The organism is Streptomyces sp. NPDC054796 (genome assembly GCF_053611545.1).
The window spans coordinates 67,196-89,083 of record NZ_JBSHAO010000028.1; the positions used below are offsets into that span (position 1 = coordinate 67,196).

Sequence of the window (21,888 nt, forward strand, 5' to 3'; positions counted from 1 at the left end):
GGCCCTTGTTTCGCTAAACTGGTACCGCCCCCAAGTGTGCAACGGGCCCGCGGGCGCCCCGGCGTCCTGGGGGGGGGACCGCCGGCGGGCGTCTTCGACGGAGACGGCGTACGGGTCGGTTACGGCGTACGGCGGCGGAGCAGCCAGAAGGCGGCCACCGTGGCAACGGCGGCCAGGGCGAGGAGGAAGCCGGTCTCGGCGAGCTGCGCGGGCCAGTAGTGGGAGGCGGGGCGGGCGCCGAGGCAGGCGTCGACGGAGTACCGGAACTCGGACTGGTTCCACTCGCACGGCCTCACCGTGTAACCCCAGGGGCCCTCCCCCTTGCCCACGGAGGTGACGGCGGGCCAGATCCGGGTGCGCCACGGGCCGATCAGCCAGGCGACGGCCCAGGCGGCCACGGCGCCGACGGCCAGCGCGCCCAGTGCCCTGCGCACCAGCAGACCGGCGAGCGCGCCGAGGGCCAGGCCGAGCAGCGTATAGGCGACGAGCGCCGGGCCGACGGCGAAGTAGAGGTCGTTGGCCTCGTAGCCGGCGGTGAGCAGGTGGTGGCCGGCGGCCCAGTCGAGGAGCCCCCGGTACAGGACGACGAGGAGGCCGGTACCCACGGTCAGGAGGACGGCGGGGACGGCGAGCTTCTCCGCGAGCCACCTGACGGGGCGGACGGACTGGGACCAGGCCAGCCCGGCGGTGCCGTTCTCCAGCTCGCGGCCGATCAGCGCGGCGCCCGCCCAGGCGGCCACGACGGGCGCGAGGTTGCGCAGGAGCGAGCCCACCCCCATGAGGTTGCGCTGGAAGGTGTAGAAGTCCTCTCTGCTCGCGGGAATCAGGTTGCAGGCGCGGTGGCCGGGGGTGCCGCAGCCCGCCTGCATCTGCACGGCGGCCGTCGCGTCCGGGCCCAGGCGCAGCCAGAGGAGGGCACCCGCCGCGATGACGACGAAGGCGGTCCAGATCCACAGTGCTGTGCAGTGCAGCCGGAGTATCGCCCACAGGCGGCCGGGGCGTGCCGTGTCCGTGCCGCCCGGCGCTGACGCGGGTGTCTTGGTGGTGCTCATGCGGGGGTCTCCTGCGAGGGTGCGGACTGTGTGTGCGGGGAGGTGGTGGGCGTGGTGGGTGTGGCGCTCTCGGTGAGGAGGGCGGGGGCCTGCGGGTGGCGCAGGTGGGCCAGGATGACTTCCTCCAGGGAGGGGTCTTCGGCAATCCAGTCACCGCCGATGTCCCCGTGTGCGCCGTCGTCTCTTTCTTCGCCGTACGGGTGCGTGCGTACCAGCGCGGTGCGGCCACGGCCCGCCGGGCGTTCCTCGATGACGGTGTGCCCGCCGAGGTCGGCCGTGGCGGGCACGGTGAGCAGAGTGTGGGCCGCCGTGATCTCGTCGGTCTCGCCGCCGAGCCGGATGCGGCCACCGCCCAGCAGCAGAAGGTAGTCGCAGGCACCCTCCAGTTCGGTGATGACGTGTGACGACATCACGATGGTGGTGCCGTGCTCGGCCGCCTCTGCCATGAGTGCCCCGGTCAGCTCCTGGCGGACCAGCGGATCGAGGTCGGACATCGGCTCGTCGAGCAGCAGCAGCTCGGCCCGCTTGCCGAGGGCGAGGGCGAGCGCGACGCGGCTGCGCTGGCCGCCGGAGAGCGTCCGCACCTTCGCTTCGGGTCCGGGCCCGCCCTCGCCGTACGCGATCCGTTCGGCCGTCCGCTGGTCCCACCTGCCGGTGGAGCGGTTGAGCGCGGCGCCGAAGCGGAGCGTCTCGGCGACGGTGAGGTGCGGGTGCAGCGGCTTGTCCTGGGCGGCGTACGCCATACGGTCACGAGCCTCGGCGGGTGTCCCTCCCAGGACGGCCAGGGATCCGGTGGTGGGGCGCAGCAGCCCGGCGGCCAGGCCGAAAAGGGTGGACTTGCCCGCCCCGTTCGGGCCGACCACGGCGCACACCCGGCCCTGCGGGAGCCGGAAGGAGCAGTCGGTGAGGACGTCCTGTTTCCGGCGCGGGTACCGCGAGTAGGACATGCCGAGTCCGGTCGCCTCAAGGGCGGGCGCGGCGCTGTTCATGGGTTCTCCTGGGGAAAATGATCGTTCAGCACGGAGTCGAAGAGGGCCGCCATGTCCTCCCGGTCCAGGCCCCCCTCGGACGCGCTCGCCACCCAGTCCGCCAGGCCCTGGCGGTAGGGGGAATCCGCCGCAGGGGAGGCGCCGAGCGTCTTCCGTATGAAGGTGCCCAGGCCCCGGCGGGCCTCGACCAGTCCCTCGCGTTCCAGCTCGCGGTACGCCTTCAGGACGGTGTTCGGGTTGATCGCGGTCGCCTCGACGACCTCGCGGGCCGTGGGCAGCTTGTCACCGGGTTCCAGCAGGCCGAGGCGCAGAGCCCGTCTGGTCTGCTGGACGATCTGGAGGTAGGTGGCGACGCCACTGCGGCGGTCGATACGGAACTCGATGGTTCCCGACGCGGCCACAAGCTTCCCCCTTTCACTAGGCAAGTAGTGAAAGGGTGTGCCACGGGGGTCGCGGATGTCAACTTCCACGAGGTGAGGGCGGAGCCCGGGTGTGTCGGTGATGCTTGGCGCATGCGCACCCTCGTCCTCCTTCTCGCGGTCTGCGCCGCGCCCGCCACCATGGCCGTGACCTCCCACGGTCAGGAGGCGGTGACCGCGGCGATGTCCGTGCCGTTGCTGGCCGTCGCGGCGAAGGTGTACGGGCGGTGGCCGCTGGCAGCGACGGCCGTGCCGGTGGCGATGGGCCTCGCGACGAACGTCGAGCTGCTGGCCCCCGCGTACTGGCCCGCGCTGGTGCTCTTCGGTTTCCTGGCGGGCCGACGCATGCCGTCGGGGCGGCCGGCGCTGGGGTTCTTCGGAGGCGTGGCCGCCGTGGGGCTGCCGCTGTGCGCGTTCGTCGAGCGGGAGTTGTGGGCCTGGCCTACGCAGCTCCTGGCGCTGCTGCTCGCCGTGGTGATGCCATGGCTGCTGGGGCGCTACCGGCGGCAGTACGCGGAGCTGACCAGCACCGGCTGGCAGCTGGCCGAGCAGTTGGAGCACCAGCAGCGGGCCGCCGCCGAGCGGGCGCGGCTGCGGGAACGCGCCAGGATCGCGGGCGACATGCACGACTCGCTCGGACACGACCTGACGCTGCTGGCCATCCGCGCCGGGGCACTCCAGGTCGATCCGGCGCTCGGGACGCGCCAGCGGGCCGCCGCGGCGGAGCTGAGGGAGGCGGCGGCAGCGGCGACGGAGCGGCTGCGGGACATCGTCGGCGTGCTGCGCGCGGAGGATGACGGGGAGCACGCGGCGGGTTCTCCGGAGGAGCCCGCGGCCGGTCGCCCGGAGGAGTCGGTCGAGGACCTGGTCAGGGGCGCGTGCGACGCGGGTCTCACCGTCACGCTGGAGGGCGGCCACGAGGCGCGGGCGCTCACCGGGACGGCCGCGCGCGCCGCACACCGCGTGGTGCAGGAGTCCCTCACCAACGCCGCCAAGCACGCGCCGGGTGCGGAGGTGCGCGTACGTGTGCGCGCACGGGTGACCGGCGGCGCGGACGCCCGCGTGGTCACCGTCACCAACGGCCCCGCGCCGGACCGCCGTTCGGCGGAACCGCACCGGCCGTCCGCCGCGCACACCGCCACCCCGCTCACGGTCGTCTCGGGTGGGGCCGGGCTCGTCGGCCTGGACGAACGTGTCCGCCTCGCGGGTGGCACCCTCGGCGCGGGCGGCACGGCGGAGGGCGGGTTCGAGGTCACCGCCGAACTGCCCGTCGACGGCGCGATGTTGGCCGGTGGCGAGTTGCCGGCCGGTGGTGAGGACACCGCGCTGGCCGCGACGACGCGCCGCCACCCGCGCGGCGCGCCCACCGCCTCGTCACGGGAGCTGGAACGGGTCAGGCGGCGTGTGCGCCGCAGCCTGGCACACACCGTCCTCGCACCGCCGGCGGCGGTCGCCGGGATCGTGTTGCTGATGGCCCCGGTCGGCCTGGTCAGCTCCTCCCTGTCGGTGCTGGAGCGGGCCGACTACGAGCAACTGCGCCCCGGCACCTCGCGGGCGGCCGTGGAGGCACGGATGCCCATGTTCACCCGGGACGACCCGCCCGACGACGCACCGCCCGTCCCGCGTGGGCAGCGCTGTGTGTACTACAGCACCGGCCTCAACTCGTCGGACGCCTACCGCCTGTGCTTCGCCGACGGCGTCCTCGCCACCGCGTCCCGTGTCGGACGGGCCGCACGCTGACGCGAAGCGACGCCCACGAACTCGGCCCGCGCGTCCCAGGTGACCAGCGGGGATAGGTATCGTGGATGTCCCGCATCCACAGGATCGATTTCCCGGATCCGGTGCGTCTGGTCCAGATTGGTCACCGCACCCGCCTCGCGTTTCCCGCACCACCCGGAGCCCGCATGCGATTCGCCTCCTACCACCACCAGCGACAGGACCGGTTCGCCGCCGTCGACGACGACGGCTTCCTGCACCCCGTACCCGGCGCCCACTCGCTCACCGGGCTCCTCGCCTCGGGGGACGGCCCCGATGCGCTGCTCGCCAGTGGTGCCGCCGCACTCGAAGCGCCGCCCGGCCCGCACGTCTCCGAGGTGCGGCTGCTGCCGCCCCTCCAGCCCGCTTCCGTACGGGACTTCGTCACCTTCGAGGAACACGTCGAGGGCGTACGCCGCTCGGTCGACGGTTCCGCCGGCGTGCCGGAGCAGTGGTACGAGGCGCCCACCTTCTACTTCACCAACCCCCACGCCGTCTTCGGCGCACACGACGACATACCGGTGCCCCCGGGCTCGGCCGTGCTCGACTTCGAGCTGGAGGTGGCCGCCGTCATCGGACGTGAGGGCCGCGACCTCACCCCCGAGCGGGCACGCGAGCACATCGTCGGCTACACCGTCTTCAACGACTGGTCGGCGCGCGACCTCCAGTCCGCCGAGATGAGGGTCGGCCTCGGCCCCTGCAAGGGCAAGGACACCGCCACCACACTGGGCCCGTATCTGGTCACGGCCGACGAGCTGGAGCCGTACCGCGACGACGAGGGGTTCCTGCGCCTCGCGCTCACCGCGCAGGTCAACGGCGAGACGGTGGGCGAGGACCTGCTGTCGCACATGAGCTGGACCTTCGAGGAGATGACGGCCTACGCCTCGCGCGGTACGCGCGTCGTGCCCGGCGATGTCCTGGGCTCCGGCACCTGCGGCAACGGTGGCTGTCTCGCCGAGCTGTGGGGCCTGCGGGGCGAGCACACTCCCCCGCCCCTGCGCCCCGGTGACACCGTCACCCTCACCGTCGAAGGCATCGGCACCGTCTCCAACACCGTGGTGCCGGGCCAGAAGCCCGTGCCCCTGCCCACCGGACGGCGCCGGGAGCGGCTACCGAGGTCGTCGTGACGGCGGGGGTGTGAGCGCGGGCCACCGGGTGAGGAGGCGCTCGCGCAGCTCCGTGCTCAGGCGGCTCAGCGCGCCGAGTGCGTCGTGCTCTGCGGTCATCCGCGCGACGACGCCGAGCCGGTGCGCGAGCCGCTGGCGCGCGGTCACCGTGCCCCACGTCCAGTCGTGGTCCGGGACGCGGGCGAGGTGGTCGACGGTGCCCCGGTGGGCCCGCTCGACCAGTGCGTCGCCACGGATGAGCCAGCCCGCGCACGCGTCGGCGAGGTCTCCCGTCACCTCGGTGCCGGTCTCGGCGCGCCAGGTGGTGCGATAGGCCGTCTCGGCTTCCTCCAGGAGGGCTTCGGGTGGCGCGGTGACACACCAGCAGGTCGGGAACCCGATGCGCGGATAGACCAGTTCCACGGTGCCGTGGCCCAGTGACGCCTGCTCGAAGTCGATGAACCGGACGCCGTCGGGGGCGTGCAGGTCGTTGCCGGGGCACGGGTCGCCGTGGAGCAGGCTGTGTCCCGGTGTCCGGGTGAGCCGGCCCACCAACGCTTCCAGCTCGGTGTGCACACGGGGCGGGACCGGGGCCGCCATTTCCTCGGCGAGGGCGAGGAACGAAGTGATGTCGTCGCCGGTAGGGCCCGTCCACGCGGGCAGGGCGCCGACGTCCTGCCGCCCGGTGGACGCGTGCAGGCGGGCCAGGGAGGTGGCGTAGCCGACCACCCAGTCACGGGCGGGACGGCGGTGCCCCAGATGTTCCAGTACCAGCACGCGCTCGCCCGGATCGGTGCCGAGCAGTCGCGGCACCACGGGTGGTTCGACCCTGGCGGCGATCCGTAGCGCGGCCACCTCGCGTGCGTACCGCTCGTCGGCGTCCGGCCCGTCGACGAACTGCTTGACGACCGCCAGGGTGCCGCCGAGTTCCGCGCGCCAGACGCGGGATCGCGGACTGCTGCTCAGCCGACGGGATTTCGCGGGCTCGCCCAGCAGTGTGCGCAGTTCGTCCCGCAGCGGCAGTCTCGACACCATGCGCGCAGCCTAGACACCTGGTCGCGCGGCGGGCTAACGGATTGTCAGGGCGCAGGGAGCCGGGGGCCGGGGGCCGGGGGCCGGGGCCGGGGCCGGTCACACGTCGAGACCCCCTCGCTTGACGAGCTGGTTCGCGATGACGTTGCGCTGGATCTCGTTGGTGCCCTCGCCGACGATCATCAGCGGCGCGTCGCGGAAGTACCGCTCGACGTCGAACTCCGTCGAGTAGCCGTAACCCCCGTGAATGCGGACGGCGTTGAGGGCGATCTCCATGGCGGTCTCCGACGCGAAGAGCTTGGCCATGCCCGCCTCCATGTCCACACGCCGCCCCGCCTCCGCCTCGCGTGCCGCGTACAGGGTGAGCTGGCGGGCCGCGGTGAGTGAGGTGGCCATGTCGGCGAGGAGGTTGCCGATCGACTGGTGCCGCCAGATCGGCTTTCCGAAGGACTCCCGCTCCCGCGCGTAGGCGAGCGCGTCCTCCAGGGCCGCCCTGCCGACGCCCAGCGCACGCGCCGCCACTTGCAGACGGCCGGTCTCCAGCCCCTTCATCATCTGCGCGAAGCCCCTTCCCTCGACGCCGCCGAGCACGGCGTCGGCCGGTGCGCGGTATCCGTCGAAGGACAGCTCGCAGCTCTCGACCCCCTTGTAGCCGAGCTTGGGCAGATCGCGGGAGACCGTCAGTCCGGGCCCGTGCTCGGCCAGGAGCACGGAGATGCCGCTGTGGGCCGGGGTGGCGTCGGGGTCGGTCTTGCACAGCAGCGCGATGAGCCGGGAGCGGCGCGAGTTGGTGATCCATGTCTTCGTCCCGTCGACGACATAGCCGTCGGCGTCCTTGCGGGCGACGGTGCGCATGGCCTGGAGGTCGGAGCCGCCGCCCGGTTCGGTCAGCGCCATGGTGGCCCGTACCTCGCCGGTGGCCATGCGGGGGAGGTAGCGGCGCTTCTGCTCCTCGGTGCCGAAGTGCAGCAGCAGCTTGGCGACCACCGTGTGGCCGCCCATCGCACCGGCCAGGCTCATCCAGCCGCGCGCCAGCTCCTCCGCGACCAGCACGTAGCAGGGTGTGGAGACCGGTGTGCCGCCGTACTCCTCCGGGACGGCGAGCCCGAACACCCCCAGCTGTTTCATCGTCCCGATCAGGGCCTCGGGGTAGGTGTCGCTGTGCTCCAGTTCCCTTACGACGGGCTTCACCTCCTTGTCCACGAAGTCGCGCACCGTGCGGACGACGAAGCGCTCGTCCTCGGTCAGGATGTCGAGGGTGCTCATGCTCACGTCCCTTGCTGGTCCGGATGTGGCCCGCGCCGCCTCAGATGACGTGGTCGGCGTGCATCGCGTCGATCTCCTCCCGGCCGTAGCCGAGGGCCGCCAGGACGGCCCCGGTGTGCTCCCCGGCCGAGGGCACGGCGTCCATGCGCGGCGCCGTGCCCGCCAGATCCGCCGGGGGCCGCAGTGCCCGCACCGTGGCCCCGCCGGGGACCGGCACGTCCCGCCAGCGGTCGCGGGCGCTGAGGACGGGGTGGGCGAGGAACTCCTCGATGTCGTTGACTCCCGCGTTGGCGATGCCCGCCTCGTCGAGCTGCCGCATCACCTCGCCGCTGTCCGACTCGGCGAACCGCGCGGCCACGATGGCGTTCAGCTCCTGACGGTGTGCCACGCGCGCGGAGCCGGTGGCGAAGCGCGGGTCGGCCACGAGTTCCGGACGGCGCAGGAACCGCTGGCACAGGGCCGACCACTCCCGCTCGTTCTGGATGGAGAGGAGGACGTCCTTGCCGTCGGCGGCGGTGTAGGTGCCGTACGGGGCGATGGTCGCGTGCTGGGTGCCGATGCGGGGTGGCTGGCTGCCGCCGTAGCGGGTGTAGTACGCGGGCTGGCTCACCCACTCAGCGAGCGCCTCGAACAGCGAGACCTCCACGGCGCGGGCCACCCCCGTGGTGGCCCGCTGGAACAGGGCGGTGAGGATGCCCGAGTACGCGTACATGCCCGCGGCGATGTCGGCGACCGAGACCCCGGCGCGTGCGGTGCCGTGCTCGTTGCCCGTCAGCGAGACGAGGCCCGTCTGGCACTGCACCAGCAGGTCGTACGCCTTGCGGTCCGCCCAGGGCCCGCTCGTGCCGTAGCCGGATATCGCGCACGGGATGAGGGAGGGGAAGCGCTCGGCGAGGGCTTCGGGGCCGAGGCCCATGCGGTCCGCCGCGCCCGGCGCCAGGTTCTGGACGAACACGTCGGCGTCCGCGAGCAGTTGTTCCAGTACGTGGCGTCCGCGCTCCGACTTCAGGTCCAGCGTCACGGACTCCTTCGACCTGTTGAGCCACACGAAGTAGCTGGACTCTCCGTGCACGGTGGTGTCGTAGCGGCGGGCGAAGTCGCCCCCGCCGGGGCGCTCCACCTTGATGACCCGGGCGCCCAGATCGGCGAGCTGACGGGTGGCGAAGGGCGCCGCCACGGCCTGTTCGACGCTGACGACGGTGATACCGGTCAACGGGGGTGCGTCGGGTAGCTCGGTCATACGGCGACCTCCAGGAGCGTGCGGGGCCCGGTGCCGGGAATACCCTCATGATCGCTCACAACCGCACCGCTGAAACAGCGTTACGTGCCCCCGCTCCCGACCACACCGCCTTCCCCGAGGCCACCACACCGGGAGGCACGGCACGCGACCGCGCGGGTGACGTTCGGCTGAGCGGGGTCCTGGGCGGGGTCCTGGGCGGCGGGCGAGGTCATCGCCGGGTCTCCGCGAACCCCCGCCCCGCGCCCGCGCGGACGGGCAGGACCCCGAGGAGCAGTCCGCCCAGGGTGAAGACCACCCCCGTGCCGACCACCGCGGCCCACCCGCTGCCGCTCCACACCAGCGGGCCGATCAGTGAGCCGGTGGCGATACCGGCGAAGCGGAGGGTGAAGTAGAGGGTGTTCAGGCGGTTGTGGAGTGCGGGGTCGAGGGTGAACAGCAGGGTCTGGTTCACGGCCTGGCTGCCCCACACCCCCACGTCCACCACCACGACCCCCGCGATCAGCCACCACAGGCCGGTGCCGCCCGGCAGCAGGAGCAGCCACCCCGCCAGGATCACGCCGATCAGCGCGGCCAGGGCACCACGTCGCCCCAGCCTGTCCGCTGTCCGCCCCGCCCAGGGCGAGGCGAGGGCGCTGGCCGCCGCGACCAGCCCGAAGAGTCCGATCCCGGCCGGGCCGTAGTGGTAGTGGCGCTCCAGCAGGAAACTCAGGGCCGTCCAGAAGGCGCCGAAGGCGATCCCGACCAGCAGCCCGGACGACACGACCCGCCACACCAGCGGGTGCGAGGCCAGGCGCGGGAGTGAGGCGAGCAGGGCGCGGTAGGTGGTGGTGCCGGCGGCGGGGAGGTGCGGCAGATGCCGTCGCAGCACGAGTGCCAGCAGGAGGGTGAGCGCGCACGAGCAGACGTACACACCGCGCCATCCCGTCAGCTCGGCGAAGGCGCCGGAGTAGGCGCGGGAGGCGAGGACACCGACGAGGAGCCCCGCCTGCACGGTGCCCACCACCCGGCCGCTGCCCTCACGCGCGTCGGCGAGCGCCACCGCGAGCGGGGTGACGAGCTGGGGCAGGGGGGAGAACAGGCCCAGCGCGAAGCTCGCCGCGAGCAGCCACCACAGGGTGGGCGACAGCGCGCAGGCGGCCAGCGCGACGGCGGAGGCGGCCGTGAGGCGGAGGATCAGCCGGCGCCGGTCGCCGCTGTCGCCGAGCGGGACCAGCAGCAGGATGCCCGCCGCGTAGCCGAGCTGGGCCGAGGTCGCCACGGCCCCCGCGAGCGCGGGACCCGCGCCCAGCGAGGCGGCCATGGCGCCCAGCAGGGGCTGGCTGAGATAGACGTTGGCCGCGGTGACGGCGCTGGTGGCGGCCAGTACGCCCGTCAGCCGGCGGGCGGAGCGGTGGTCAGGGAGGACATGTGGTGCGTTCACATGATCCGACGCTAGGTGCCCCCCGGGTGGCATACTTTCGCTGTCACGCCATCGTCTGTCGAGAATGCGCCATGTACGGGAAGAGTGAGCAGCGCGAGGACTATCAGCATGTGCCCCGGCCGGTCGCGGCGATGGCCAGGGACCTGTCCGACGGGCACCACATCCCCACCCACCAGCATCCACGCGCCCAGCTCATCTACGGCACGACCGGAGCCATCACCGTCGTCACGGGACTCGGCACATGGGTGGCTCCCGCGACGCGCGGCGTCTGGATCCCCGCCGGTCTCCCGCATGCGATGACCTGCGCGGGAGCGGTGGCCATGCGCACCCTGTACGTCGATCCCGCGGCGGCCCGGCAGCTTCCCGCGCGGCCGACCGTCGTCTCGGTGCCCCCGCTGCTGCGCGAGCTGATCGACGAGGCGACGCGGCTGCCGGTGGAGTACGACCTGGAGGGCAGGGAGGGGAAGGTCATGGAACTCCTCCTCCTGGACCTGACGCCGCGCCCCGTCCCCGCGCTGCACCTGCCCGCCCCGGAGGACCCCCGGCTGGAGGACCTGTGCGCGGCGGTCCGCCGCCACCCGGCGGAGCCGTGGACGACCGCGCGCGCCGCCGCCCACGCCCATCTGAGCCCGCGCAGCCTCCAGCGCAGGTTCCTCGCCGCGACGGGGATGAGCCCGGCGCGCTGGGTGCAGCAGGCCCGGCTGCTGCACGCAGTCAACCTGCTCGCCAGAGGCACACCGGTCACCACCATCGCCACCGCCGTCGGTTACGGCACCCCCAGCGCGCTCACCGCGATGTTCCACCGCACGCTCGGCACCACACCCTCGGCCTACTTCTCCGACGAGTGACGGGGCGGTCGGTACTGGCGAGGGGCGCCCCTCTCCGCCGACTGCAAAAAGCCCCACCCCTCATGAGGGGTGGGGCCGTGTGGAGCGCCGGGCAGGCCTCGCACCTGCATCTCCCCGCAGGAAGCGGGGCGTCTTTCCTTGGACCACCGACGCCTGACACACCACCAGGTGTTCCGTTTCCGGCGGCGCGTTCAAGATCCACAGTACCCCATCGGACACCCCGCGCGGACCACGCGGACCACGCGGCCGTCGACGGGGGCGGCCCCTCTCCGAGCCACCCCCGGCCCTCCCCGCGACGTTTCGAGAAACGTTCCTTCACGCCGCGGAAGCGGTCACCCCGCAGGCGCGGTGCGGATGGCGGCGATGTCGAACTGGAGGCGGACTTTCTCGGAGACCATGGCACCGCCCTGCGCCAGCTTGGCGTTGTACGTCAGGCCCCAGTCGGAACGGTTGATGGTGGTGGTGCCGTCGAACCCGGCGCGCTGGTAGCCGAACGGGTCGGTGACGTAGCCGATGTAGGTGAGTTCCAGGTCGACGGGGCGGGTGACGTTCCGGATGGTGAGGTCACCGGTCATGCGGTAGACGTCGACGCCCACGAGCCGCACCGCGGTGCTGGTGAAGCTCATGTGCGGATATGTAGCGGCGTCCAGGAAGTCGCGGCCGATGAGGTGCGCGTCGCGCTGTTCCACGCCCGTCTGGACGCTGGCGGTGGACAGCGAGATCTCGGCTCGGGAGCGGGCCGGATCGCGGCCGTCGAAGTAGAGGCGGCTCTCGAACTCGGTGAACGCGCCGCGGACCGTGGTCACCATGGCGTGCCGGACGGAGAAACCGATCCTGCTGTGAGCCTGATCGATGATCCACTCGCCGGTGAGGGCCTCCAGACCAGGGTCATCCGTGAGGACGGCGGACCCGGCCGGTCCGGCGTGCTCCGGGGCCTCCGGTGCTGTGGCGACCGCCGAGCGGCGGAGGGAAGAGCTACGGCTGAACAAGTTCATGGGGCACGTTGTTACTTCAAGGTAAGTTTCGTCGCAAGTCCTGATCCGGTGCCGGAACTCGTGTACCCACGCGCCAGTTGACGCCGCCTCACAGACGCACGTCAGGCCGCGGAACCGCCCGCCGACTGAGCCACCATGATGCATCGCGCGGCATTCGGCACCACGGGGCGCGAATTTGCCGTCAGATCCTCCCCGAACCTGCACACGTTGGCCACCGGCCTCCCCGAGCCGCCAGACGGAGCTGCCGGACAAATGCCCTGCGGGGCTGTGCCGGGGACACACGGCGGTTAGAGTTCAGCGGTCCGCGGGAGTCCGCAGGCGAGAGGGGCGTGGGATGCATGCGGGCGGACGGGCTCAGTGAGCCGGAGCGGCGGTTGTGGGACGCGTTCGCGCGGGGCGACAAGGTCGATCTGCGTCCGGCCGGGACGGCGGAGGGGCCCACGGCGGAGGAGGGTTCCGGCTGGGGGCCCGAGCGGACGGTGCGTGCGTCCGTCATCCGCTCGCTGGTGCTCGGCGGTGCCGACACCGTGCCGGGTGAGACACCGGTCGTCCACCTCGTAGGGGCCCGGGTGTCGGGAAAGCTGCGCCTCGTCTTCGCCGAGGCGTGCTGCGTGCTGCGGCTGGAGGAGTGCTGGTTCGAGCAGGCGCCGCAGCTGTACGGGGCACGGTTGCACGTCACCGGGTTCGGCGGCTCGTGGCTGCCGGGACTGGGGGCCAACAGCGTCAGCGTCGGGGGAAACCTGGACCTGATGCACGCCCGTGTCGCGGGCACGGTGACGCTGACGGGTGCTCACATCGCGGGCAGCCTGCTGTTGCAGGGCGCGCGGCTTTCCGGGGCCGGGCCCAGAACCGGCACCAGGACCGACGGGATCGCGCTCGACGGGTCGCGGCTGGAGGTCGGCAGCGGCATCGTCGGCCGGGACGGGTTCCGCGCCGAAGGGGAGGTCCGCCTGCCGGGGGCACGCGCGCACGGGGGTCTGCTCCTGGACGGTGCCCGACTGCACCACCCGGGCGGCGACGCCCTGTTCGCCGAGGGCCTCCAGGCCGCCCGCGTCGACTGCGGCCAGGGGTTTCACGCCGACGGCGCGGTCGTCCTGACCGGCGCCGTCGTCGAAGGAACCGTCAGCTTCGAGGGCGGCACCGTACGGAACCCGGCCGGTGACGCCATAGCCTGCTCGCGCGTGCAGGCGTCCGAGGCGCACCTGGAGACCGCGCGTACGGAAGGCACCGTCGATCTGCGTCACGCGCGGCTCGACGTGCTGCGCACCGCGAACGGTGCGCCCGAGGTGCCCGACGTGTCTCCGCTGCGCCTGGACGGGCTCGTCTACCGCGCCTGGGAACCGGTGGCGCCCGTGGCGCACCGTCTCGCGACCCTGCGGCGCGATCCCGACGGATACCGGCCGCAGCCCTACCAGCAACTGGCCGCCGTCTGCCGGTCCGTCGGCCACGACGACGAGGCGCGCCGCGTGCTGCTGGCACGGCAGCGCTACCGCCGCGGCACCCTGCGGCCGGCCGGGCGCGCCTGGGGCCTGCTCCTCGACGCGACGGTCGGCCACGGGTACCGGCCATGGCTGGCCGGGCTCTGGCTGACGGCGCTCACCCTGCTGGGCACGGCGGCTTTCGGCGCCGCCGGCCCCAGGCCCGTCAAGCCGGGCGAGGGGGCGCCCTTCAGTCCCCTCGTCTACACCCTGGATCTGCTGATCCCCTTCGGCGGCCTGGGTCAGCGGAACTCCTGGTACTGGGAGGCGGGGCCGGTGCAGTGGCTCGCGTACGCGCTCGTCGCCGCGGGGTGGCTGCTGACGACCGCCGTCGTCGCGGGCGTGACCCGGGTGCTCAACCGGAACTGACGGGACGACGGGGCGACGGGGCGACGGGGCGAGTGGGCGAGTGGGCGGGAGCGCTGTCGGCGCGGCGCCCCCGTATCGCTGCTCGGGCTGCTCCTCGGTCCCGCTCAGGCCCTCCGGCTCTGGTCCGCCTGCCGCGCCACGTCCTCCAGCCTGTTCCGGTACTCCTCCCACCACGCCTCGTCGCCCGAGGGCATGTTGTCGTTGCCCTTGCGCATCCCGGTGGCACCGTCGATGAGTTCCCTGACGATGTCGGCGTGCCCCGCGTGCCGATGGGTCTCGGCGATCATGTGCACCAGGATGCCGTGCAGCGTCACCTCGCTCCTGTCGGCGGGCCAGTGCGCTACGTGTCCCGTCGCGTCCAGCGTCAGGGTCTCGATCGTCGCGTCCGCGTGCGCGTTCACCCGCGCGTAGAGGCCGACGATCTCCTCCCGCGACTCGTCAGCGGTGGCCCACATGTCCACGTTGTGCTCGGCCTCCTCCCTCAGCCAGGGCAGCAGTCCGGGAACCGGGCGGCCGAAGGTGTCGCCGAAATAGCCCAGTTCGCAGCCCGCCAGGTGCTTCACTAGTCCCAGCAGGTTGGTGCCGGTCGGGGTGAGGGGGCGTCGGATGTCGTACTCCGACAGGCCGTCGAGCTTCCACAGCAGGGCTTCGCGGCCGGTCCGCAGATAGCGGTGGAGCTGCGCCTTCGGGTCTGGTCCAGTCATGCGGGACAGCCAACCACCATGGGCGGGGAGGCGGTACCTGATTACGCGCTGCCGGTGTTCCGTCGGCGGGGATACGCTCACCTGCCATGGACACCGAGTCGTTGACGTCTTTCGACGGGGCCGCGATCAGCTATCACACGTGGCGCTCCGGCAGGCCCGACGACGCCGCGCTTCCGCCCGTGGTGCTGCAACACGGCTTCGCCGCCAGCACGGAGTCGAACTGGGTGCACACCGGCGTCGTGGCGGCGCTGAACGCGGCGGGCCGGGACGTGATCGGTGTGGACGCCCGCGGTCACGGGAGGTCGCAGAAGGGCAGCGACCCGTCCTTCTTCGGCGAGCGGAACATGTCGCGCGACCACCTGGCGCTCTTCGACCACCTCGGCCTGGACCAGGTCGACCTGGTGGGCTACTCGATGGGTGCGGTCATCTCCCTCCTCACCGCGAGCCACGACTCCCGTGTCCGCAGGCTCGTCGTGGGCGGGGTCGGCGCGGCCGTCGTCGAGCTGGGCGGGGTCGATACCCGGGCCACCGGCGGTGAAGGGCTGGCCGCCGCGCTCAGCGCCACGGACCCGTCCTCGCTCACGGGCCCCGGCGCGGCCTTCCGCCAGTTCGCCGAGGCCACGGGCGCGGACCTGCCGTCGCTCGCCGCTCAGGCCGCCGCCGTCCACAGCGGTCACATCGACGTCGGCGCCATCACCGCGCCGACGCTCCTGATCGCCGGGGACGACGACCCGCTGGCCGTCCGGCCCGGAACGCTCAGCGCGGCGATCCCGGACGCGAAGCTGCTGGGCCTGCCGGGGGACCATCTCTCCGTGGTGGGCCATCCGGAATTCGCCCCCGCCGTCGTGGACTTCCTGGCCCGGCCGTCCTGACGGGGCGGCGGGTGCGCGGTGCGCGGTACGGGGTACGGGTGCGACGCACCGGAGGGGGCCAGCGCCGCCCCCGGCCCCGGCTCAGGCCCCGGTACCGGCGGAGAGTGCGCCGATCTTCGGCACGGACGCCTTGCCCGTCGCGGTGACCGGGCCGCCCGACCAGTCGACCTTGAGCGAGGTCCGCTGGTCGGGCGGGGTGAGCAGCACACTGTCCGGGGTGACGGTCGGCACGCCGGTCATCTCCGGGTTGCTGAACGACAGCGGTGCCCAGGCGCTCTTGCCGGGGGCGAGGGTGACGGCCTTGCCCGCGCTTCCCTCGCGCTGCGGGTCGAAGGAGACCTGCTCACCGTCGGCGTTGAGGAAGGCGAGTCCCGGGAAGCCGCGGACGGTGCAGGACTCGCCGGAGTCGTTGGTGAAGACGAGGGCGAAGTTCTCCTGGCCCGCGCCCGGGTGGTTGGGGCCGATGGACGCCTTCAGGTCGGACGTGGCGCAGGAACCGGAGCCGTCGCCGGAGCCGCTCTGTGTGGTGGTCCTGCCGCCGCTCGTGCTCCCGCCCGTACCGCCACTGGTGCTGCCGCCCGTGCTGCTCTCGGAGGTCACGGTGCCGGATGAGCCGCCCGTGCCGCCCTCGCTGCCGCCGCCCGTCGTACCGGTACCAGTACCGGTGACGCCCTGCTGCTCGCTCTTCGACGCGGAGCCCGCGGGCACCGCGTCGCCCCCCGCCGAGCGCGGCTGCGCTCCCCCGTCCGCTCCCCCGGCGCAGCCCGCCAGCAGGGCGCCCGCCGCCACGGCGGCGGCGACCGACGCCGCGACCCTCACCTGCCGGAACGCACGCCCCCGCCCCGCGCCCAGACCGGCCCCCGCACCGGTCTCGGTACCGGCCTCGGCACCGGTGGCTCCGCACTCGCCCCGTTCCGTCTTCGTGTCCGCCTGGCGCGCCATGACCGCCTCACATCTCGCTGTCGTCGTCCCCCGCTGTCGGGCCGGACACAGATTTCGATGGCCGTACCACCGGAAAAGTTCACGGCGGCCGGAGACACACCCCACGAGACGGACGCTCAGGACGCGACGTGGAGGACGGCTCCGAGTGCCAGGAGGCCGAGCCCCGCGAGCATGCAGTCGACGGCCACCCGTATGAGGCGGAACTTGCGCGTCGCGAGTTCCGCCATGAACCCGAGATGGCCGGGCTCGTAGCCCGTCTCCAGCCAGGCGCGGAGCTGGTCGGGTGCGAGTCCTGGCCAGCTCGTCCAGCCGCGCCCCCGCAGATCAGGGCGCACCGCCACCAGCAGAAGGACCGTCGCGGCCAGCAGCGCGGCGGCGCCCAGGGACAGGGCCACGGCGGCCGGTGCGTCCGGGGCCAGTTCCCGCGCGGTCGAGGCCAGCGCCACCAGCGCCCCGCCGGACAGCGCCAGCAGCAGGCTCGCCTTGGTGTCCGAGCGGGTCAGGTCCGCCTGGAGCGTCGCGACAACGGCGGCCATACGAGACTGCGCCGTGTCGCTCCGCGCGTCGGATGGCGGACCGGATGGAGGGCCGGGTGGAGGGGTGGTGGGCATGGGTGCGGTCTCCCGCTTCGTCGTAGGGATGCGGTGCTCTGGGCGGGCACTCGGCGCGGGCCCGCCGGTCTCACGCGTCCGGCGCCGGTGTGGCCCACGTCGAACCGAGGATTGCGGGCAGGAAGGCCCGCAGGCCGCCGCGGGTGATCCTGGTGTCCTCCCACCGGCCGACGACGGGTGCGCCCGGCGCCCCGTCCCAGCGGTGGGTCCACAGCACACGTGCCGCCCGGGAGCGCTCGTCGTCCCCGGCCTCCTCGACGCGGAACCGCTCCAGTTCCCGCCAGGGGAACGCGGCGGCCACGGCGGCCAGTTCGGCGGCGACGGCCCGTACCGCCTCCGGAACCGTCCCCGAGTTCGTCCGCACACTGGTCAGCAGCCGGGCCCCGTCGACACACCACGGCCGTGCCTCGGCCGCGAGCGCGGCGCTCCGTACGGCGGGCACCGACATCAGGAACGCGGCGAAGTCGGCGTCCTCGGCGCGTAGTTCGGGGCCGGCCAGTTCCCCCAGGAGGCCGGCCTCTCCGTGGGCGTCGTGCCAGGCGTAGGCGGAGGAGACGTAGGGCAGTGCGAGGGGCAGGCCGACGCTCCACACCGTCAGATAGTCCTTGGACAGCTCGACGGCCTGCGCGGGCTTGCGCTTCCCGCGCAGCTCCTCCAGGTCGAAGTGGTCGAGGACTTCCAGGTCGAAGACAGTGACGGGGAAGCCCTCCACCCGCGTACGCACCACGCCCTGCGCGACGAGCCCTGCCGCGTGCCGTGCGATCTCACCGGCCAGCGGCAGCCGTGCCGCCTCCCTGGCGGTCTCCTTGAAGGAGACACCCTGGCCGCTCCCCGAGCGCCGTTCGCTCGCTTCGAGGTCGTCGGGGATCTCCTGCTCGATCCTGCCGAACCCCTCCGCGAGCCGCGCCGAGGCCGCCTCGTACTCCATGCCCTCGCGCTGTGCGAAACGCTCGCGCTCGGCCAGGAGCCCGGCGTGCGTCGCGGCGGCGCGGGCGCGGTCCCGCTCGACGGCGTCCAACTGGCGCTTCCCGTGCCGGTATCCGTAGCCCAGCAGCCCGGCCAGCCACAGCACGATGACGACACCCACCGCACCGGCGCCGAGAGTGAGTCCGACGGCGACGAAGACGGCGAGGGAGAGCGCGGCGAAGACCTGGTTGTGCGGGGTGCGGGTGAGTGCGTGGGGAGCGAGAGGAGTGCGGTTCATCCGGTGCGGTCCTGTTCTGTCCTGCGACGTGAGGGAGTACGGAAGCGGAGTGGGGGTGTGTCGTCAGGCACCGACATGGAGGTGTGCCGCCCACAGCGACGGTGTGACGGGGTATCTGTCGCGCTCGGCCCTGACCGCGGTGTGCAGCGCGTGTGCCGCGCGGCTGGTGTCGAGCACGTCGTACGGGGTTCTCAGGCCGGTGTAGAAGGCGTCGGCGACTCCGACGGCGGTGTCGTCGACGGTCTCCCACAGGGTGCCGATGACGTGCGGGAATCCGGCGAGCTGGAAGGCCGAGGTGAGGTGGATGGCCTCGTCCGCCAGCTCGGCGGCGTCGGCTGCGGCCGTCCGGCAGGCGGAGAGGTAGGCGAGCCGCACCCGGTCGAGCGCGACCGGGGCCAGCGCCGCGACGGTGAGCGGGGCCGTGGCGTGGTCGTGCAGCAGCAGGCGGCTGCGGGAGGGGTCGACGGGGTCGCTCTCGCCGTGGCACGCGAAGTGCGCGATCCGGGTGCGGGGGAGGTGGGCGAGGACGTTCTCCCTGGTCGGAAGGGCGGGGGCGGGGGTGCGGTCCGGCGCGCCCGTCGGGTCCGTCGGGTCCGGTTCCAGGAGCAGGACATGTTCCGGCACATGTTCCCCGACCGTCTCGTACTCCATGTGCACATGGCTCAGCTCAGCGCCGTCCAGGCCGGGCGTCGTGGGCATCGCGACGATCAGTCCCCGCTCCCCCGCCTCCCCCGCCTCCCTGGCCGGAGCCGGGCCCGTTGCCGCCAGGTTGGCCGTGTGGTCCGTCGTGCGCTGACGGGCGTGGCGCAGCGCACGCACCGTGGGGACGTAGGAGGAGACGACCCGGTCCATGACGGCGCGCCGTGCGGGGTCGGGCGCGTCCCGTTCGCCGTGGTGGCCCGCCGCGTGCAGCGGCAGCGCGCCGAGCGTCCCGCAGGGCACCCACCACACTCGTGGCCACGCGGCACCGGGCGGAACCGGCGCGTGGTGACCGAGTGCTTCCAGCACGGGTCCGGCGACGGCGTCCCACAGCCAGGCCAGCGTCCGCCGCAGCTCGCCCTGCGCCTCACGCCGTCGCCGTGCGTCCTCGTGCGAGGCCGCGTCGCGCACCGCCCGCTGGAAGGTGCCGACGGTGCGGGCGACCCCGTCGTGGGTCAGCTCGGGCAGGGCGAGCGCGGTGACACCGTCGGCGCCGACCAGCAGCGCGTCGCAGCGGTAGCGGCTGACGTTGACGAGGACGAGGTGGCCCGACCGCGCCTGGGCGCACAGTTCCCGGAGTGAGGGTGGCAGGCCGAAGGAGGCGAACCCCTCGCGGGAGCGGATCTCCGCCAGGAGCGCGGCGAAGGCCCGGGCCTGCTCGTCCCGGTCGGGGGCGAGCGGATCGCCCGCGCCCATGTCGGGCAGGGGCGTGTCGTCGTCGGAGGGCCGGTCCAGGGCGTCGCGTGCGGCGACGAACCGCGCCGCCAACTCGGGGTGCCGGGCGCGGAGTTCGGTCAGCTCGTCGCGTGTCTCCAACGCCTGGGCGAGGAGCACCGCGCGCCCCGCCTCCAGCAGCCGCAGGGCGCGCGTCGCGGGTGCCTCGCCCGTGTCGTCGGGGGCGGCGAGGGCCAGCGCCGCCGCGTCGCCCGCGAGACCGGCGAAGCCGCCGAGCGCGTACTGCTGGTCGGTGCGCGCCAGTTGGCGTGGCGCGACGGAGGGCAGCAGCCGTACGGCGTCCGCCAGCAGCCCGGCCGCACGGCGCAGGTTCTCGGCGCTCCCCCGGCCGCCGCCAGATGCCGGTGCCGGTGCTGGTGCCGGTGCCAGGAGCCCGGCGGCCGTCCTGGCCGCGCGCACGCGGGCCGAGGGCGGCGCCGAGTCCGTCGCGGCGGCCCGCGCGTAGGCCGAGACGGCGGCTTCCCTGTCCGCCGCGTCCCCGGTCAGCCGGTACCGCGTCAGCAGCGTGTCGCCCCACACCGTCAGCCGCAGCGCGCGGTCCGCGTGTGCCGAAGGGGTGGCCGTGGCGGCCTCCGCGCACAGTGCGACGGCCTCGTCCAGGTCGGCCGGTGTGCCCCCGCCCGACCCGCCCGATCCGCCCGATCCGCCCGACCGGAAGCGGTCGTGGAGCGCGCCACCGAGGTTGGCCAGGCAGCGCTCCCGCTGCGCGTGGCCCGGAGGGGTGTGTGCCACGGCCTCGCGGAACACCGCGACGACCGGCCCCCAGTCCTCTGCCGGTTCGCCGCGCAGGAGTGCGTGCAGCCGCTGGCCGCGCAGCACCGTACCCAGGTTGCACAGCACCAGCCACCGGTCGGTGCTCCCGGCCGGGGTGGCCTCGGCGGCCTCCGTCTGGACGCGTACGGCCGCTTCCAGGTCGGCGGGCCGCCGCGTACGCGCCGCGCGCAGCAGCAGGGCCTGGCCGAGGCTGGTGAGCGCCGTCCCCCTGACGGGGTGGCCGTGCGGGGCGGTCGCGGCGGCCTCCCGCAGCGCGGTGACGCCCGCGTCCAGGTCCGATGTGCTCCCGGTGCGCAGGTGACGGTGGATCAGCGCTCCGCCGAGGTTGACCAGGCGTGTCGGCCGCTGGGGTTCGTGTGCGCTGGTGGCGCTCAGTGCCGCGCGTCCCGCGTCGATGGCAGCGTCCAGGTCGGCCTGGTCGGTCGTCCGTTCGTAGCGGGTGCGGTACGCGAGGCCGAGGTTGGAGTGTGTCATGGCACGGTACGGGTGGTGGGCCGGGGCCGACCCTGTGGTCTCCGTGGTCTCCGTGGTCTCCGTGGTCTCCGTGGTCTCCGTGGTTTCGGTGGTCTCGGTGGCCTTGAGCGCGCGCTCGTTCGTCGCGATGGCGGCGTCCAGGTCCGCGAGGTTGCCGTCGCGCTCGTAGCGGGCCCGTAGCGTGCCCGCCAGGCCGTTCAGGCGCGGCGGCAGATCGGGGTCGTCCTCCGAGGTCGCCTCGACGGCGGCGCGCAGCGCGGCGAGCGCTTCGTCCAGGTCGGTGCCCCCGGCGCGGCGTTCGAAGCGGGCGTGCAGCGCGGTGCCGAGGTTCGCGAGGCGCTGCGGCAGGGCGGGGTGGCCGGGGTCGGTGGCGTCGAGCACACGGCGGTACTCCCGTACGACGGTGTCGAGCGGCCCGGTCTCGACGGAGTTCAGCGCGTGCCTCAGCCGCTGGATGACGTGCGGCTCCGCGGCGTCGGCGATATGGGGGAGCAACTGCGGCGGCAGATCGGTCGTGCCCGCGGTGAGACAGGGTGCGAACATCCGCGCGACCGCACGCAGTTCGTTCCGCGTCCGCGTGTCGTCCCACGGCTGGGACAGCGCCCGGAACAGTTCCAGCCAGCCGAGCCGGTAGGCGGCCTCGGTGTCCTCGGGATGTTGCCGCAGGAGCGCCGCGAGTTCAGCGGCTGAGGCACGCGCGTCCGGTGTTGCCGCGAGGGAGAAGTCGTCGAGGGCCTTGACGCGGCGCAGTGTGGCCCTGGCCGCCGCGAGCCGCTCGTCCCTCTCACGCCTCCGAAGTTCCTCGTTCACGCTGCGTGACGATATCTCACGTGACGTGCGTCGCAGTAAGGTTGCGGAAATCCGTCGACGGCGCCCCCGTCCGCCCCGTCCGCCCCGTCCGCCC

At 73.4% G+C, this 21,888-nt stretch carries 18 protein-coding genes and 1 tRNA gene; 5 read left to right on the forward strand and 14 right to left on the reverse strand.

What is annotated here, in order from left to right; all coding sequences use genetic code 11:
- Nucleotides 1-119 precede the first annotated feature (119 nt).
- The 3 genes from ACWGJ2_RS23105 to ACWGJ2_RS23115 are packed head-to-tail and all read right to left on the reverse strand — an operon-like array spanning nucleotide 120 to nucleotide 2,442.
- The gene (locus ACWGJ2_RS23105; protein WP_453348069.1) at nucleotides 120-1,052 is read right to left on the reverse strand and encodes a hypothetical protein; all 933 of its coding nucleotides are present in this window, start codon (nucleotides 1,050-1,052) and stop codon (nucleotides 120-122) included.
- The gene (locus ACWGJ2_RS23110; RefSeq protein WP_453348070.1) at nucleotides 1,049-2,041 is read right to left on the reverse strand and encodes an ABC transporter ATP-binding protein; all 993 of its coding nucleotides are present in this window, start codon (nucleotides 2,039-2,041) and stop codon (nucleotides 1,049-1,051) included. Before ACWGJ2_RS23110 ends, ACWGJ2_RS23105 begins: the two co-directional genes overlap by 4 nt.
- Nucleotides 2,038-2,442, reverse strand: a complete 405-nt coding sequence (locus ACWGJ2_RS23115; RefSeq protein WP_453348071.1) for a GntR family transcriptional regulator — start codon at nucleotides 2,440-2,442, stop codon at nucleotides 2,038-2,040. The genes ACWGJ2_RS23110 and ACWGJ2_RS23115 overlap by 4 nt, the downstream gene beginning before the upstream one ends.
- 111 nt (nucleotides 2,443-2,553) lie before the next feature.
- On the opposite strand from ACWGJ2_RS23115, the gene ACWGJ2_RS23120 reads away from it, so the two are divergent.
- The gene (locus ACWGJ2_RS23120; protein WP_453348072.1) at nucleotides 2,554-4,200 is read left to right on the forward strand and encodes a histidine kinase; all 1,647 of its coding nucleotides are present in this window, start codon (nucleotides 2,554-2,556) and stop codon (nucleotides 4,198-4,200) included.
- 164 nt (nucleotides 4,201-4,364) lie between these two features.
- Nucleotides 4,365-5,342: a fumarylacetoacetate hydrolase family protein gene (locus ACWGJ2_RS23125; protein WP_453348073.1), complete on the forward strand. Its 978-nt coding sequence runs from the start codon at nucleotides 4,365-4,367 to the stop codon at nucleotides 5,340-5,342.
- On the opposite strand, the gene ACWGJ2_RS23130 is transcribed toward ACWGJ2_RS23125, so the two are convergent.
- The 4 genes from ACWGJ2_RS23130 to ACWGJ2_RS23145 form a co-directional block, all read right to left on the reverse strand.
- Nucleotides 5,325-6,356 (reverse strand): phosphotransferase, encoded by a 1,032-nt coding sequence (locus ACWGJ2_RS23130; RefSeq protein ID WP_453348074.1) that lies wholly within the window; start codon nucleotides 6,354-6,356, stop codon nucleotides 5,325-5,327. The genes ACWGJ2_RS23125 and ACWGJ2_RS23130 overlap by 18 nt on opposite strands.
- 96 nt (nucleotides 6,357-6,452) lie before the next feature.
- On the reverse strand, nucleotides 6,453-7,619 hold the full coding sequence (locus ACWGJ2_RS23135; protein WP_453348075.1) for an acyl-CoA dehydrogenase family protein: 1,167 nt from the start codon (nucleotides 7,617-7,619) through the stop codon (nucleotides 6,453-6,455).
- Between the two features lie 40 nt (nucleotides 7,620-7,659).
- Nucleotides 7,660-8,859 carry a CaiB/BaiF CoA transferase family protein gene (locus ACWGJ2_RS23140; RefSeq protein ID WP_453348076.1) on the reverse strand — a complete coding sequence of 400 codons (1,200 nt, stop codon included), beginning with the start codon at nucleotides 8,857-8,859 and terminating at the stop codon, nucleotides 7,660-7,662.
- A gap of 208 nt (nucleotides 8,860-9,067) precedes the next feature.
- Entirely contained in the window at nucleotides 9,068-10,279 is a 1,212-nt protein-coding gene (locus tag ACWGJ2_RS23145; RefSeq protein WP_453348077.1) for an MFS transporter, read from the reverse strand.
- Nucleotides 10,280-10,350: 71 nt separating this feature from the next.
- Here ACWGJ2_RS23145 and ACWGJ2_RS23150 point away from each other — a divergent pair, with 71 nt between their 5' ends.
- Nucleotides 10,351-11,127 carry a helix-turn-helix domain-containing protein gene (locus ACWGJ2_RS23150; RefSeq protein ID WP_453348078.1) on the forward strand — a complete coding sequence of 259 codons (777 nt, stop codon included), beginning with the start codon at nucleotides 10,351-10,353 and terminating at the stop codon, nucleotides 11,125-11,127.
- Nucleotides 11,128-11,207: 80 nt separating this feature from the next.
- On the opposite strand, the gene ACWGJ2_RS23155 is transcribed toward ACWGJ2_RS23150, so the two are convergent.
- Nucleotides 11,208-11,280, reverse strand: a tRNA-Gly gene (locus ACWGJ2_RS23155).
- Between the two features lie 179 nt (nucleotides 11,281-11,459).
- Entirely contained in the window at nucleotides 11,460-12,122 is a 663-nt protein-coding gene (locus ACWGJ2_RS23160) for a YceI family protein (protein ID WP_453348079.1), read from the reverse strand.
- Nucleotides 12,123-12,460: 338 nt separating this feature from the next.
- On the opposite strand from ACWGJ2_RS23160, the gene ACWGJ2_RS23165 reads away from it, so the two are divergent.
- Nucleotides 12,461-13,969, forward strand: a complete 1,509-nt coding sequence (locus ACWGJ2_RS23165; RefSeq protein ID WP_453348080.1) for an oxidoreductase — start codon at nucleotides 12,461-12,463, stop codon at nucleotides 13,967-13,969.
- Between the two features lie 104 nt (nucleotides 13,970-14,073).
- Here the strand turns inward: ACWGJ2_RS23165 and ACWGJ2_RS23170 are convergent, their stop codons facing one another.
- Nucleotides 14,074-14,673, reverse strand: a complete 600-nt coding sequence (locus ACWGJ2_RS23170) for a DinB family protein (RefSeq protein ID WP_453348081.1) — start codon at nucleotides 14,671-14,673, stop codon at nucleotides 14,074-14,076.
- Nucleotides 14,674-14,759: 86 nt separating this feature from the next.
- Between ACWGJ2_RS23170 and ACWGJ2_RS23175 the strand changes: the two genes are divergently transcribed.
- Complete coding sequence (locus ACWGJ2_RS23175) at nucleotides 14,760-15,545, forward strand: alpha/beta fold hydrolase (protein WP_453348082.1); 786 nt, start codon at nucleotides 14,760-14,762, stop codon at nucleotides 15,543-15,545.
- An 81-nt stretch (nucleotides 15,546-15,626) separates the two neighbouring features.
- Here the strand turns inward: ACWGJ2_RS23175 and ACWGJ2_RS23180 are convergent, their stop codons facing one another.
- The 4 genes from ACWGJ2_RS23180 to ACWGJ2_RS23195 form a co-directional block, all read right to left on the reverse strand.
- Entirely contained in the window at nucleotides 15,627-16,487 is an 861-nt protein-coding gene (locus ACWGJ2_RS23180) for a DUF4232 domain-containing protein (protein WP_453348083.1), read from the reverse strand.
- A 116-nt stretch (nucleotides 16,488-16,603) separates the two neighbouring features.
- Nucleotides 16,604-17,023, reverse strand: coding sequence for a Pycsar system effector family protein (locus ACWGJ2_RS23185; protein ID WP_453348084.1), 420 nt, complete (start codon nucleotides 17,021-17,023; stop codon nucleotides 16,604-16,606).
- Between the two features lie 145 nt (nucleotides 17,024-17,168).
- Nucleotides 17,169-18,302, reverse strand: coding sequence for a hypothetical protein (locus ACWGJ2_RS23190; RefSeq protein WP_453348085.1), 1,134 nt, complete (start codon nucleotides 18,300-18,302; stop codon nucleotides 17,169-17,171).
- A gap of 63 nt (nucleotides 18,303-18,365) precedes the next feature.
- Nucleotides 18,366-21,794 carry a CHAT domain-containing protein gene (locus tag ACWGJ2_RS23195; protein ID WP_453348086.1) on the reverse strand — a complete coding sequence of 1,143 codons (3,429 nt, stop codon included), beginning with the start codon at nucleotides 21,792-21,794 and terminating at the stop codon, nucleotides 18,366-18,368.
- Nucleotides 21,795-21,888: the final 94 nt, after the last annotated feature.